This window comes from Hydrogenophaga sp. ZJX-1 (assembly GCF_048590325.1).
Lineage (GTDB): Bacteria > Pseudomonadota > Gammaproteobacteria > Burkholderiales > Burkholderiaceae_C > Hydrogenophaga.
Genome location: NZ_JBMBRA010000008.1, coordinates 181,076 through 195,293, shown reverse-complemented (window position 1 = coordinate 195,293; position 14,218 = coordinate 181,076). Strand labels below are relative to the sequence as shown.

Here is a 14,218-nt window from a genome sequence, read left to right as displayed (position 1 = left end):
AAGGAAACCTTCCGGAGACATCGCAGAACCGGCCTTGCCAGGCTGCAGACGTCGCCCCCGGAGGGGGCCGCGCACGGCGCGGCGGAAGGGGTCAAGATCTGTAGTCGGCGTTGATCGTCACGTAGTCGTGGCTGAAGTCGCAAGTCCAGACCGTCTCCACCGCCGTCCCACGGCCGAGACCAATGCGGACCAGGATCTCGGCATCCTTCATCACACGCTGGCCGTCTTCCTCGCGGTAGTCCGGATGGCGGCCGCCCGCCGTGACCACGTGCACGTCACCCAGATGCAACTCGATCCGGGTGGCATCCAGATCGGCAATGCCGGCGTACCCGACCGCCGCCAGGATGCGGCCAAGATTCGGATCGCTGGCAAAAAAGGCCGTTTTGACCAACGGCGAATGGGCCACCGCATAAGCGACCTGCAAACATTCGGCCGATGAGCCCCCACCTTCCACCCGCACGGTGATGAACTTGGTTGCACCTTCGCCATCTCGCACGATGGCGTGGGCCAGAAACTGGGCCACCTGGGTCATTGCCACCAGCAAGGCCTGCCCCTCGGGGCTGTCCAGCGAAGTCACCAAGGCATTGCCGGCCTGGCCCGTGGCCACCACCACGAAGGAATCGTTGGTGGAGGTGTCTCCATCCACCGTCACGCGATTGAACGAACTGTCGGCCAAGCGCTTGGCCAGCGAGTTCATCAAGGCAGGCGCCACGGCTGCGTCGGTGGCCATGTAGCCCAGCATGGTCGCCATGTTGGGTCGGATCATGCCCGCACCCTTGGCAATGCCGCTCACCGTCACGGTCTTGCCACCCACCACAGCCTGGCGGCTGATGGCTTTGGGCAGGGTGTCGGTGGTCATGATCCCCTCCGCCGCCTTGAGCCATTGCGAACCGGTGGCACCCTCCGCGCCACCAGCATCTGACAACGCAGCAGGCAGGCCGGCCAGCAGACGGTCCAGGGGCAAGGGCTCCATGATCACGCCAGTGGAAAACGGCAGCACCTGCTCGTGCTGCACGCCCAGAGCCAGCGCCAGGGCGTTGGTGGTCTGGCGCGCGTTCTGCAGCCCCGGCTCCCCCGTCCCGGCATTGGCGTTGCCCGTGTTGATGACCATGGCACGGATGCCCTGCCCCGCCGCCAAGTGATCCCGACACACCTGGACTGGCGCCGCTGCGTAGCGGTTTTGCGTGAAAACAGCCCCAACTGCAGATCCTTCATCAAGAAGAAACACGGTCAGGTCTTTGCGATTGGTCTTGCGGATCCCCGCTTCGGCCACGCCAATGCGCACACCGGCAACCGATAACAGATCCTCGGCTTGGGGCGCGGTGTAGTTCACAGCCATGGCAACAGACTCCAGATTGAGAAACGCAAAGATCGAAGGGCATTCAAGCCACAACTCCAAGGAACTGGCTTGGTCAGGCCGCGGGCGCTGCCCCCCTGAGAGGCGGCGTCAGCGGCGCAAGGAGGATCAAGTGAGCAAACCGTGGCAGTGCTTGTATTTTTTCCCACTGCCACACGGACATGGGTCGTTGCGCCCAACACGCGCCACGGCGGGATCACTGCCTGCAAGACCTGTATCACCGGCGCCCGACCGGCTCTCGACCTCGCCCGTTTCGGTGGGCGCGGTGTAGGTCACATTGGCAATCTGTTCACCCCGTGCTTCCATCTGCTCGGCTTCTTCGGTGATCTGCTCTGCCGACTGCACACGCACGTTCATAAGAATGCGACTGACATCGTTCTTCACGCTGTCGAGCAACTGACCAAACAGCACAAAGGCTTCGCGCTTGTATTCCTGTTTTGGCTGCTTCTGCGCATAGCCGCGCAGATGAATGCCCTGACGCAGATAGTCCAGCGCAGACAGGTGTTCGCGCCACTGGCTGTCGATGGTCTGCAGCAGCACCATGCGCTCGAACTGAGTGAAGTTCTCCTCACCCACCATGCCGACCTTCTGATCAAACACCCCCTTGGCCGCGACCAGCACACGCTCGACAATTTCTTCGGCATCGATGGACTCGGCATCAGAAACCCACGAAGCCACCGGCGCATCGACCGACCATTGCTCGCGCAAAACGCGCTCCAGGCCTGGCAGATCCCACTGCTCTTCCACACTGCCTTCGGGCACGTATTCGCGCACCAGGTCGGTGAAGCAGCCATCGCGCAGCGAATCGATCTGGGCGCGCAGGCTTTCCGCGTCGAGGATGTCGTTGCGCTGCTGGTAGATCACTTTGCGCTGGTCGTTCGACACGTCGTCGTATTCGAGCAGCTGCTTGCGGATATCGAAGTTGCGCGCCTCAACCTTGCGCTGCGCGCTTTCGATGCTGCGCGTTACGATACCGGCCTCGATCGCCTCCCCCTCAGGCATCTTCAGGCGCTCCATGATGGCGCGCACCTTGTCACCAGCGAAGATCCGCATCAGCGAATCGTCAAGGCTCAGGTAGAAGCGCGATGAGCCCGGGTCACCCTGGCGGCCCGAACGCCCGCGCAACTGGTTGTCGATGCGGCGGCTCTCGTGGCGCTCGGTGGCGATGATGCGAAGACCACCCAGCGCCTTGACCTTTTCGTGGTCCAGCTGCCACTGCTGGCGCAGAGCTTCGATACGCGAGACCTTGGTCGCTTCGTCGAGCGACTCGTCGCCCTCAATGGCTGCGGTCATCTTCTCCAGGTTGCCGCCGAGCACGATATCGGTGCCGCGACCCGCCATGTTGGTGGCGATGGTGATGGCACCGGGGCGCCCGGCCTGGACAATGATGTCGGCCTCGCGGGCGTGCTGCTTGGCGTTGAGCACCTCGTGAGGCAGGTTTTCCTTCACCAGCAGCGCGGCAATGATTTCCGAGTTTTCGATCGACGAAGTCCCCACCAGCACCGGCTGGCCACGCTCATGGCACTCGCGGATGTCTTCGATGGCTGCGGCGTATTTTTCCGGTGTCGTCTTGTACACGCGGTCGAGCTGGTCGGTGCGTTTGCTGACGCGGTTGGGTGGAATCACCACCGTTTCCAGGCCGTAGATTTCCTGGAACTCGTAGGCTTCGGTGTCGGCCGTACCGGTCATGCCCGAGAGCTTGCCGTACAGACGGAAATAGTTCTGGAACGTGATGGACGCCAGCGTCTGGTTTTCCGGCTGGATCGCGACGCCCTCCTTCGCCTCCACCGCCTGGTGCAGGCCATCGCTCCAGCGGCGGCCCGACATCAGTCGCCCGGTGAACTCGTCCACGATAACGATCTCGCCACCCTGGTTCACATAGTGCTGGTCCCGGTGATAGAGGTGGTGTGCTTTCAGCGAAGTCACCAGGTGGTGCATCAGGGCGATGTTGGCCGGGTCGTAGAGCGATGCGCCCTCGGGCAGCAGGCCGGCCTGGCTGAGCAGGCGCTCGGCGTTCTCGTGGCCCTGTTCGGTCATGTGGATCGCGTGCGATTTTTCATCAACCGTGAAGTCACCCGGCTTGGTCACGCCCTCACCGGTGCGCGGGTCGGCCTCGCCCTCCTGGCGGGTCAGGTGCGGAATCAATTGCTTGATCGCCATGTAAACCTGCGTCTGATCTTCCGCCTGGCCGCTGATGATCAGCGGCGTGCGGGCCTCGTCGATCAGGATCGAGTCCACCTCGTCCACGATGGCGTAGTTGAGCCCCCGTTGCACGCGATCACCGGCCTCGTAGACCATGTTGTCGCGCAGGTAGTCGAACCCATACTCGTTGTTGGTGCCGTAGGTGATGTCGGCGCGGTAGGCAGCTTGCTTCTCTTCGCGCGGCGCCTGCGGCAGGTTGATACCCACTGTGAGTCCGAGAAAGGTGTAGAGCCGGCCCATCCACTGGGCATCGCGGCTGGCCAGGTAGTCGTTGACCGTCACCACGTGCACACCTTTGCCGGTGAGCGCGTTCAGATACACCGGCAGCGTGGCAGTCAGCGTTTTGCCCTCACCCGTGCGCATTTCAGCCACCTTGCCATGGTGCAATGCCAGGCCACCGACCAGTTGCACATCGAAATGGCGCATCTTCATCACACGCTTGCTGGCTTCACGCACCAACGCAAACGCCTCCGGCAACACCGACTCCAGCGCCTCACCATCCGCTATGCGGCGCTTGAAAACTTCGGTCTGGGCCTTGATGTCTTCGTCACTGAGTTTTTCGAACTGCGGTTCAAGGCCATTGATCCGCTCCACCGTTTTGCGATAGGTCTTGAGCAAGCGGTCGTTGCGACTACCAAATATTTTGGTGAGAATGTTTGTGGCCATACATGCGGGCCTGCACCGACAACGTGCCAAGACGTGCCGGACAGGCAAAAGGGAATCGGAGGGCTCTTGCCAGCGGTTGCTGCACAAAGGCGGTAAACCCCTGATGTGCCTGCAAATGCTGCTCTTTCAAGAGCAAAGTGGGGATTTTAACTGGCGCACCAAGGCGCACTCACTGCCTGCGCGGACCTCTCGGTGCCAGCTGCGCTGCCGCGAGGTTTTCGCCCGCGTCCAGGAAACGCCTGGGATCTTGCACAACCCCTGATACCCAGACCTCAAAATGCAAATGAGGTCCTGTCGATCGCCCGGTAGAGCCAACCTCTGCGATCTTCTGCCCCCGCTTGACGATATCGCCCTTCCTGACCAGCACGCGGGAGGAATGTGCGTAGCGGGTGATCAGATCGTTGCCGTGATCGATTTCCACCATGTTCCCATAGGCAGGGTGGACCTCCTGCACCACCACCACACCGCCTGCGGCAGCGAGGATCGGGGTTCCCGTGTCCGCGGGAAAATCCAGTCCCGTGTGCATGGCCGAACGCCCGGTGATGGGATCAATGCGGAAACCGAAAGGAGAACCCACCCGGACCCCCTGCACAGGCTCCTCGGTGGGCACCATGGTGCGCAGGATCTTCTGATCAAACAGGCGAGATTCCACCACCGTCAACCAATCGACTCTCGAACCGGTGTTGCGGTCGAGTTGGTCCATGGCAGCCATCAGTTCATCGACCGTCAGATCTCGCCCGCCCACCAGCGCACCGCCGGAACCCGCGGGAATCTTGAATTCCTGGGGATTGATGCCTGCCAATCCCGCCACACGCTCGCCAAGCGATTCAATTTGCACCATGCGACCTTGCATCTCGCCCAGCTTGCGAGCCATCGCATCCAGGTTCTCGCGCATGTAGAGCTCCTTGGAGTCGAGTTCGCCTTGCGTCACCAGACGGGCCACAGAACCAAAACCGGGCCAACCCTGGCGAACACCTTCCAGAAAGACCCAGTGGTAAGCAGCCACCGCGCCCAACATCATCAAGAGCGACGCGAACGCTCCCATGGCAACGAGTCTGATACCGTTCAGATGCAACGCCCGACTCTTGGCGAGCCAGGCATCCGTGATAATGATGTGCACGTTTCAAACCTTTCTGACGGTAACGGGTCAGCCCCGAGACACCCCATGCCCGAACACCGATATCAGACCCAGTTCAGCCTGGAACAGGCTGCCAGTGCCGCCCCCACGCTGGCCGCGTTGCGTGAACGAATCCGCGAATCCCAACGGTGCCTGGAACAGATCCAGCACCTGATTCCGGCTGCTCTGCGGCGTCAGGTTCAGGCCGGCCCCATACATGAAACCGAATGGTGCCTGCTGGTCAGCAGCGCCGCCGCCTCAACCAAATTGCGTCAGTTGCTTCCCGCCCTGCAGCAAACCCTCACGCACCAAGGCGCACGCGTCAGCAATATTCGCATCAAGGTACAGACACCTCAACGCTGAATCGTGCGCAGAGAGTAGCCCTGCCCCCAAACACTGCAACCCGAACATCCATCAAATGGTGCCGCTTGTCTGACTCGAACAGACGACCTATCGCTTACAAGGCGAGTGCTCTACCAACTGAGCTAAAGCGGCGGATAGCTAACGTTTGATTTTACTTGACCCGTTTGAGCGTTGGACGCCCACCACCCTGGTTCGGACCACGGGGTGGCGGTTCATCCGTCGCCGCAGACTTGGCCTCTGCCGTTTGATCACTGGGCACTGCGCGCAGATTGGCCCGCTCGGCGTCGTCGGCTCGAACAGGCGCCAACACCGCATCCGAAGACGAGAGGCCGGCAAAGCTACCCGCAGCAGGTGCCGGAAACGCCATGCCTTGTCCATTTTCGCGCGCATAGATCGCAACAACGTGATCGATGGGGACCACGATCTCCCGAGCAACGCCACCAAACCGGGCCTTGAACTCGATGAACTCATTGCCCAAGTGCAACGAACTGGTCGCGTCAAAACTCACATTGAGGACGATTTCGCCATTCTTCACAAACTCCAAAGGCACCTTCACAGACCCATCCACCTGGACGGCGATGTAGGGCGACAATCCGTTGTCGACACACCACTCGTGCAACGCGCGGATGAGGTAAGGACGGGTGGAAGGGGTGTCCTGATCAGGGAGGCTCATGGATGTATGAAGGTCTGTGTCTCGTCAACAGGTCATGGCAAAGCCGCCACGACCCATCACTTGCGCATGACTTTTTCAGAAGGCGTCAGTGCTTCAATGTAGGCTGGACGCGAAAAAATCCGCTCGGAGTACTTGAGCAGCGGCGCTGCGTTCTTGCTCAGTTCGATGCCATAGAAGTCCAGACGCCAGAGCAACGGCGCGATGGCCACATCGAGCATTGAGAAGTTGTCACCCAGCATGAACTTGTTCTTCAGGAACACCGGCGCGAGTTGGGTCAGGCGGTCACGGATGTGGGCCCGTGCCTTTTCCAGTGCCTTGTCATTGCCTTTCGTGCTGCGAGATTCCAGCACGGACACGTGGGCAAACAGCTCCTTCTCGAAGTTCAGCAAAAACAGCCGCACGCGTGCACGGTCCACGGGGTCACCGGGCATCAGCTGGGGGTGGGGGAAGCGCTCATCAATGTACTCATTGATGATGTTCGATTCGTACAGGATCAGGTCACGCTCAACCAGAATGGGCACCTGGCCATAAGGGTTCATGACGCTGATGTCTTCGGGCTTGTTGTACAGGTCCACATCGCGGATCTCGAAATCCATGCCCTTCTCAAACAGGACGAAGCGGCAGCGGTGGGAATAGGGACAAGTCGTTCCCGAATACAAAACCATCATAGAGGAGTCTCCTTAATGCAAAAACAGTGGCCGACCTGACCGCTCGTGTACGGCAACAGGCCAACCACTGTGGATTTTCAGGCCATTCGGATCAAACCGGAAGCCCGAAGCGGTGCGTGAGTTACTTGACGTCTTTCCAGAAAGAGGCATTCAGACGCCATGTCACAAGGGTGAACAGCGCCAGAAAAAGCATCACCCAGACGCCCAAGCGCACCCGGGTATTTTGGGCTGGTTCGCCCATCCATTGCAGGTAGGCCACCAGGTCACCCACGTTCTGATCGTATTCAGCTGCGCTCAAACGACCCGCTTTGCCTTGCTCCCAGCCCTTGAGGACGTCCACTTCGTGGCCATGGCTGCTCACTTTTTCCATGACGGGCTTGCGCTCGCCTTGGAGCTCCCACAACGGATGGGGCATGCCGATGTTCGGAAACACCAGGTTGTTCCAGCCGGTCGGCTTGGTTTCGTCGCGGTAATAGCTGCGCAGCAAGGTGTAGAGGTAGTCCGCACCCGAATAACCAGCACCGGAACGCGAGCGCGCGATCACGGTCAGGTCGGGCGGATTGGCACCGAACCACTCTTTCGCCTGGCGGGGATTGATCGAGGCCTTCATCGTGTCACCGATCTTGTCGGTGGCAAAAGTCAGGTTCTCCGCGATCTGCTTGTCGGTCAGGCCAATGTCGCGCAAACGGTTGTAGCGCATGAAGGATGCCGAATGGCAGCTCAGGCAGTAGTTGACAAAGATCTTGGCGCCGTTTTGCAGGGCCGCCACGTCGTTGGTTCGGTTGGGCGCCTTTTCAATTGGTACGCCAAAACCGCCTGCAGCCAGTGCGCTGGCCGAAAGCCCCAGAGCCAGTGCAAAGCCCAGAAGGATTTTTTTCATTTGCTTGATTCTCCGCTTGTGCTGGTGTGTCTCAGTGAGGCTTGAAGTTGATGCGGTTCGGCACCGGCTTGAACTCGCCGAGCCGACTCCACCAAGGCATCAGCAGGAAGAAGCCAAAGTAGAACAGGGTACCGACCTGCGAAACACGTTCACCCACGGGCGACGGTGGCAACACACCCAAATAGCCCAGGATCAGGAAGTTGACGACAAACACGGCATACAACCACTTGTTCCAGTTCGGGCGGTAGCGGATCGACTTGACGGGGCTGTTGTCCAACCAAGGCAAGAAGAACAGGATGATCACGGCGCCACCCATGGCGACCACACCCCAGAACTTGGCGTCAATGGCCATCATCAGCGCCACGAGCACAACGGCACCGCCCACCACTGCGCCCTTCATGACGAGGCTGAGTTTGGCTTTGGCCACGCCCAGCAACGCGCCGAGCAACACGCAGGCAATCAGGGCATACATCATTTCACTGGTGATTGCACGCAGCATCGAGTAGAACGGCGTGAAGTACCAGACCGGCGCAATGTGCAGCGGTGTCACCAGCGGATCGGCGGGGATGAAGTTGTTGAACTCCAGGAAGTAGCCGCCGAACTCGGGCGCAAAGAACACGATCGCCGAGAACACCATCAGGAACAACGACACGCCAAAGATGTCGTGCACGCTGTAATAGGGGTGGAAGGGAATGCCGTCGACCGGATGGCCATGGGCGTCTCTCGGTGCGCCGGGGCCCTTGATCTCTACGCCGTCCGGGTTGTTGGATCCCACTTCGTGCAGCGCGATGATGTGCGCCACCACCAAGCCCAGCAGCACCAGCGGCACAGCGATCACGTGGAAGCTGAAGAAGCGGTTGAGCGTGGCATCACCGACCACAAAGTCACCGCGGATCAGCAAAGCCAGATCAGGACCAACAAAGGGAATGGCCGAGAACAGATTCACGATCACCTGGGCACCCCAGTAGGACATCTGACCCCAGGGCAGCAGGTAGCCCATGAACGCTTCAGCCATCAGCACCAGGAAGATGGCGCAACCGAACACCCACACCAGTTCACGTGGCTTGCGGTACGAGCCGTAAATCAGGCCCCGGTACATGTGCAGGTAGACCACGATGAAGAACGCCGACGCACCTGTGGAGTGCATGTAGCGGATCAACCAGCCCCAAGGCACGTCGCGCATGATGTACTCGACCGAGGCGAATGCGAGGTTGGCGTCGGGCTTGTAGTGCATCACCAGGAAGATGCCGGTGACGATCTGGATCACCAGCACCAGCAGGGCCAGCGAGCCGAAGATGTACCACCAGTTGAAGTTTTTTGGTGCGTAGTACTCGGCCATGTGCTCATTGAAGAGCTTGGACAGCGGGAACCGGTTATCGACCCAGTTCAGTGCTTTCTGGCCCAGCGGGGCGTCGGGGGAAATTTCTTTGAATTCAGCCATGGATTGCCTCTGTGGTCGGTTGCCTGCGGGTGCCGGTCAGGCCTTTTCTTCGCCAATCAGCAGCGTTGTGTCTGAAAGGTAGTAGTGGGGCGGCACTTCCAGGTTGTCAGGAGCCGGCTTGTTCTTGAACACGCGACCAGCAACGTCGAAAGTGGAACCATGACAGGCACACAGGAAGCCGCCAACCCAGTCATCCGGCAGCGATGGCTGCGGGCCGGGCGTGAACTTGTCGCCGGGCGAGCAGCCCAGGTGGGTGCAGATACCGACGCCGACAAAGACCTCGGGCTTGATAGAGCGGTGGCGGTTCAGCGCGTACGCAGGCGTCGGAACCGACTTGCGCTCCGAATTGGGATCGGCCAGCTGCGGCTCGATTTTCTCCAGATCGGCCAGCTGCTGTTCGCTGCGGCGCATGATCCAGACAGGCTTGCCGCGCCATTCGGCCACCATCTTGGTGCCGGGCAACAGGCCGGAAATATCCACTTCAACAGCCGCCCCTGCCGCCTTGGCTCGTTCGGAAGGCTGAAACGTGCTCACAAAAGGAACGGCGACGGCAGCTGCTCCCACACCACCCATGGCGCAGGATGTGATCAGCCACGTGCGGCGGCTGTTGTCCACAGTCGCATCAACGGTTGCTTCACTCATGAGGATCTTTCAATGACGGTTCGTGACGGAAATACTAGGGGCAACCCTGCATTGTACCGGAGCGTAACAAGGCCATTTTTGGTTGCCCGTGGCACTTCGCGCCGTATTGTGGCTTGGCGCCGGAACCCGGCTGTTGACCTGAGTCAGTGGTTGGAATTGAAAGACCCGTACCTACGCGCCCATGGGAAAATGGTTTCGCTGGCGCAGGAAGCGGCCAGGCAGTTGTTCAACCATCTTCAGAGGTAGCGGCATGGGCATGATGCAGGAATTCAGGGAATTTGCCGTCAAAGGCAACGTGATCGACTTGGCGGTCGGCGTGATCATTGGTAGCGCGTTTGGCAAGATCGTCGGCTCTCTGGTGGAGGACGTGATCATGCCCATCGTGGGATCCATCTTCGGCAAACTGGATTTCACCAACCTCTACGTCGCCCTGGGCACTGTCCCTGAAGGCACAGCACCCACGCTGGCTGCGCTCAAGGAGGCGGGCGTGCCTACCCTGGCCTACGGCAACTTCATCACCGTCGCCATCAACTTCTTGATTCTTGCGTTCATCATTTTCATGATGGTCAAACAGATCAACCGCTTGAAGCGCAACGAACCAACTGCTCCAGCAGCACCTGCACCCACCCCTGAAGATGTGGTGTTGCTGCGCGAGATCCGCGACAGCCTGCGCAAGTAAACGGCCGCGGGTAAGCGCAAAAGGAGAGAAGCCGCGTTGGCGCGGCTTCTCTCCTTTTTTCATGTGGAACTTGACGCAGTCATCTGCAGCGCGGCGTCGATCGCTGCCAACAGGCTGGCGGCACTTGCACGCCCGGTTCCGGCCAGATCGAAGGCCGTGCCGTGGTCGGGACTGGTGCGCACAAACGGCAGACCCAAAGTGGTGTTCACCCCGTGCTCCAGCCCCAGCAACTTCACCGGAATGAGTCCCTGGTCGTGGTACATGGCCACCACCACATCAAAATCGCCTTGACGAGCCCGCATAAACACCGTGTCGGGTGCGTGCGGCCCGCTGGCCTGCATTCCTTCTTGCACCGCTTGTTGCACGGCCGGCGAGATGATGTCCAGCTCTTCCCGCCCAAACAGTCCGCCTTCACCCGCGTGCGGATTGAGCCCCGCCACAGCGATGCGCGCGAGTGGCAGGCCACACCGGTGGAAATGCGCACTCGTGATTCTCAGCGTCTGCAAGATGCGCTCAACCGTCACCGCCTCCAGCGCCTGCCGCAGAGAAACATGAATGCTCACGAGCACCGTGCTCAGCCCGGGGCAACTCAGCATCATGCGCACTGGCAAGGCGTCAACGGACACCCCCTGGTGCGCGGCAGCCTGCGCCTGAAGGAACTCTGTGTGGCCCGGGTGCGAGACCCCAGCCGCGGCCAGCGCCTCCTTGTGGATGGGCGCGGTCACCACCGCCCTGGCCTCTCCCTTGAGCGCCGCTTCGGCAGCAAACCGGATGCAATCAGCCGCTGCCCTGCCCGCCAGTGCGTCTATCCGCCCCCAGGCTACGGGCTGCTTCAACTCGCAGGCCTGAATGACAGACACATGATTCTCAGTCATTTCACCCCAGTGCGAGAGGTCGGGAATTTGGACAAAACCCAGCGTCGCACGATCATCATTCGCATCGGTTGCCAGCGCCGCGCGTTCCAGCGTCGCCATGTCGCCCACCACCACCAGTTGACGCTGCAGCTCTGGCCGCTCGCGCAAAGCTCTTGCAATGATCTCGGGGCCAACGCCCGCCGGATCGCCCATGGTCACCAGCACAGGAATGTGCGGCGTGGTTGACACTTGCTCCGATGCATTCATACCGCCACCATGGCTCAGGCTGGATTGGGAATGTCGATAAAGACGTGTTGCAGACCCAGCTCTGCGGCCACATGGCCTGCCACTGCCGGTGCGCCGTAACGTTCGGAGGCATGGTGCCCGCAGGCGATATAAGCCACGCCGCATTCCCGGGCATAGTGGGCTTGTGGTTCTGAGATTTCGCCGGTAATGAAGACGTCGGCGCCTGCCGCGATGGCTGATTCGAAATACCCTTGAGCACCGCCAGTGCACAGGGCGATTCGTTCAATGGGCCGGTCCGGCTCGGCCACCATGGTCACCGGCCGACCCAGCGCCTGGGCGACATGCTCAGCCAGCGCGGACGCAGAAGCCATGGAGTGCCGCCCCAGAAAGCCCAGAGACTGCTCACCGAACCGGCTCTCGGGGCCCGCATGCAGTTCAATGCCCAAGTGTCGGGCCAACTGCGCGTTGTTGCCCAGCGCGGGGTGGGCATCAAGCGGCAGATGGTAGGCAAACAAGTTGATGTCGTGCGCCAGCAAGCGCGCCAGGCGTTGCTTCATCCATCCGGTGACCCGCCCATCCTGCCCTCGCCAGAAAAGACCATGGTGGACCAGGATGGCATCGGCGTTCTCCGCGATGGCGGCATCGATCAAAGCCAAGCTCGCGGTGACACCGGAAACCAGCTTCCTCACTTCGTCCCGCCCCTCCACCTGCAGTCCATTGGGACCATGGTCGCGAAACAATGCGGGCTGCAACAACTCGTCAAAGGATGACAGCAGGGTCGTGCGAGTGACGTGAGATTCTGGGGAGTTCATGAGCAAGGAGCCAACAAAGGTACCTGTCTGACAAACGCACGATACGCCTGCCAAGTACTGGCCTTATTCTGACAGCCCCTGTGTCAAGCGGCACCCTGATGCGGGCCCACTCCAGAGCGCAAAACTCAGCGCTGAGCGCCTTGGGCGCGCTCGGATTCAGCCATCTTTCGCATGAAAAAGCGGTAAAACCAGATCGCCATACCGATCATGAAAAGGATGCCGGCAATGCTGAACAGGCCGTAATCGGTTGAAAAAAGATCCGTCATGGCTTTCATTGGGTATTCCATTCCTTGCTTGATAGACCGCCATTGCAACCGGTGTGGGCATCACCCGCATTGACGTGCATCAAGCGGGTTGAACTCTGAACACAAGATGCCATATGCAGCACAATGAGGTCAAGCGGCCTCATCCGCTCCCCAGTGGCCGCAACCCTAGACCTGAACTCCCTGATCCGAAATGAAACGACTCTGGCTGGTTTTTGCCCAATCCGTGACCGTGTTGCTGGCGGCCTTTTTTGTAGTCGCCACGCTGAAGCCCGAGTGGCTGAACCGCAAACCCACCTTCACCTCGGTGGTCCCTGTGCTGGAAGCCCCCGCACCGAGAAATGCCCTCCCAGCGACCAACAGTTTCAGCGCTGCCGCACGCGCGGCCTCACCTGCGGTGGTCAGCATCAACACCAGCAAAGCCGCGGAAGCCGGGAGCCAGAATGCAGACCCTTGGTTCCGCTTCTTTTTCGGCGAACAGGGGAAAGCTCAGCCCCAGGCGGGTCTGGGTTCCGGAGTGATTGTCAGCCCCGCAGGCTACATCCTGACGAACAATCACGTGATCGAAGAAGCCGACCAGATCGAGGTCATCCTCAACGATGGTCGCAAAAGTGCAGCTCAAGTAATCGGCACAGATCCCGAAACCGATCTGGCGATTCTGAAGGTCGACCTTAAGGATCTGCCAGTGATCACGCTGGGCGATTCCGACGCCCTTGCCATTGGGGATCAGGTGCTGGCCATCGGCAACCCTTTCGGTGTGGGCCAAACCGTGACCAGCGGCATCGTCAGCGCGCTGGGACGCACACAGCTCGGCATCAACACCTTTGAGAACTTCATCCAGACCGATGCGGCCATCAACCCGGGCAACTCGGGCGGTGCGCTGGTGGACACCAATGGCCACCTGATGGGGATCAACACCGCCATCTACTCGCGCTCAGGTGGCTCCATGGGCATCGGTTTTGCCATCCCGACGTCGACCGCGCGCAGCGTGCTGGACGCCATCGTGCGCGATGGTCAGGTCACTCGCGGCTGGATCGGCGTGGAGCCGCAGGACCTGACGCCGGAACTGGCCGAGAGCTTTGGCTTGGCATCAGGCACGGGCGTCATCATCACCGGCGTGTTGCAGAATGGGCCGGCTGCACAGGCTGGCATCCGGCCTGGGGACGTGATCGTGGGCGTCGCGGGTCGCAGTGTCACCAATGTGGCGCAATTGCTGTCTGCCGTCGCCTCGCTTCAGCCGGGCACGCCGGCCACGCTGGATGTCGTGCGCAAAGACGGAAAAAGCAGCATTGACATCACCCCTGGAAAGCGCACCCCGCCACCCCGACAGGTTGAGTGAATTCCAGCTTGGCACT

14 protein-coding genes and 1 tRNA gene are annotated in these 14,218 nt (G+C 60.6%); 3 read left to right on the top strand and 12 right to left on the bottom strand.

Features of this window, described 5'->3' with window-relative positions; genetic code table 11:
• Positions 1–91: 91 nt before the first annotated feature.
• From argJ to ACN5W5_RS20925, 3 genes are all read right to left on the bottom strand, one after another.
• Positions 92–1,339 (bottom strand): bifunctional glutamate N-acetyltransferase/amino-acid acetyltransferase ArgJ, encoded by a 1,248-nt coding sequence (argJ, locus tag ACN5W5_RS20935; RefSeq protein ID WP_420050370.1) that lies wholly within the window; start codon positions 1,337–1,339, stop codon positions 92–94.
• 126 nt (positions 1,340–1,465) lie between these two features.
• Complete coding sequence (secA, locus tag ACN5W5_RS20930; RefSeq protein WP_420050369.1) at positions 1,466–4,225, bottom strand: preprotein translocase subunit SecA; 2,760 nt, start codon at positions 4,223–4,225, stop codon at positions 1,466–1,468.
• Between the two features lie 169 nt (positions 4,226–4,394).
• Complete coding sequence (locus tag ACN5W5_RS20925; protein WP_420050368.1) at positions 4,395–5,345, bottom strand: M23 family metallopeptidase; 951 nt, start codon at positions 5,343–5,345, stop codon at positions 4,395–4,397.
• Positions 5,346–5,390: 45 nt separating this feature from the next.
• On the opposite strand from ACN5W5_RS20925, the gene ACN5W5_RS20920 reads away from it, so the two are divergent.
• Positions 5,391–5,705, top strand: a complete 315-nt coding sequence (locus tag ACN5W5_RS20920) for a hypothetical protein (protein WP_420050367.1) — start codon at positions 5,391–5,393, stop codon at positions 5,703–5,705.
• A gap of 56 nt (positions 5,706–5,761) precedes the next feature.
• On the opposite strand, the gene ACN5W5_RS20915 is transcribed toward ACN5W5_RS20920, so the two are convergent.
• The 6 genes from ACN5W5_RS20915 to petA all read right to left on the bottom strand — a co-directional run bounded on the left by ACN5W5_RS20915 (position 5,762) and on the right by petA (position 10,009).
• Positions 5,762–5,837 (bottom strand) — tRNA-Thr (locus ACN5W5_RS20915).
• 19 nt (positions 5,838–5,856) lie between these two features.
• Complete coding sequence (locus ACN5W5_RS20910; RefSeq protein WP_420050366.1) at positions 5,857–6,378, bottom strand: ClpXP protease specificity-enhancing factor; 522 nt, start codon at positions 6,376–6,378, stop codon at positions 5,857–5,859.
• A gap of 56 nt (positions 6,379–6,434) precedes the next feature.
• On the bottom strand, positions 6,435–7,046 hold the full coding sequence (locus tag ACN5W5_RS20905; protein ID WP_177132899.1) for a glutathione S-transferase N-terminal domain-containing protein: 612 nt from the start codon (positions 7,044–7,046) through the stop codon (positions 6,435–6,437).
• A 121-nt stretch (positions 7,047–7,167) separates the two neighbouring features.
• Positions 7,168–7,926, bottom strand: coding sequence for a cytochrome c1 (locus ACN5W5_RS20900; protein ID WP_420050365.1), 759 nt, complete (start codon positions 7,924–7,926; stop codon positions 7,168–7,170).
• 31 nt (positions 7,927–7,957) lie between these two features.
• Entirely contained in the window at positions 7,958–9,367 is a 1,410-nt protein-coding gene (locus tag ACN5W5_RS20895) for a cytochrome b (RefSeq protein WP_420050364.1), read from the bottom strand.
• Positions 9,368–9,403: 36 nt separating this feature from the next.
• Positions 9,404–10,009 carry a ubiquinol-cytochrome c reductase iron-sulfur subunit gene (petA, locus tag ACN5W5_RS20890; RefSeq protein ID WP_226465289.1) on the bottom strand — a complete coding sequence of 202 codons (606 nt, stop codon included), beginning with the start codon at positions 10,007–10,009 and terminating at the stop codon, positions 9,404–9,406.
• 250 nt (positions 10,010–10,259) lie between these two features.
• On the opposite strand from petA, the gene mscL reads away from it, so the two are divergent.
• A complete protein-coding gene (gene mscL, locus ACN5W5_RS20885) occupies positions 10,260–10,688 on the top strand; it encodes a large conductance mechanosensitive channel protein MscL (RefSeq protein WP_420050363.1) in 429 nt (142 codons plus the stop codon).
• A 59-nt stretch (positions 10,689–10,747) separates the two neighbouring features.
• Here the strand turns inward: mscL and pdxA are convergent, their stop codons facing one another.
• The 3 genes from pdxA to ACN5W5_RS20870 all read right to left on the bottom strand — a co-directional run bounded on the left by pdxA (position 10,748) and on the right by ACN5W5_RS20870 (position 12,875).
• Positions 10,748–11,809 (bottom strand): 4-hydroxythreonine-4-phosphate dehydrogenase PdxA, encoded by a 1,062-nt coding sequence (gene pdxA, locus ACN5W5_RS20880; protein ID WP_420050362.1) that lies wholly within the window; start codon positions 11,807–11,809, stop codon positions 10,748–10,750.
• Between the two features lie 14 nt (positions 11,810–11,823).
• The gene (locus tag ACN5W5_RS20875; protein ID WP_420050361.1) at positions 11,824–12,600 is read right to left on the bottom strand and encodes a Nif3-like dinuclear metal center hexameric protein; all 777 of its coding nucleotides are present in this window, start codon (positions 12,598–12,600) and stop codon (positions 11,824–11,826) included.
• Positions 12,601–12,725: 125 nt separating this feature from the next.
• Entirely contained in the window at positions 12,726–12,875 is a 150-nt protein-coding gene (locus ACN5W5_RS20870) for a DUF3149 domain-containing protein (protein ID WP_420050360.1), read from the bottom strand.
• 181 nt (positions 12,876–13,056) lie between these two features.
• On the opposite strand from ACN5W5_RS20870, the gene ACN5W5_RS20865 reads away from it, so the two are divergent.
• Positions 13,057–14,202, top strand: coding sequence for a S1C family serine protease (locus tag ACN5W5_RS20865; RefSeq protein WP_420050359.1), 1,146 nt, complete (start codon positions 13,057–13,059; stop codon positions 14,200–14,202).
• The last annotated feature ends 16 nt before the right edge of the window (positions 14,203–14,218 follow it).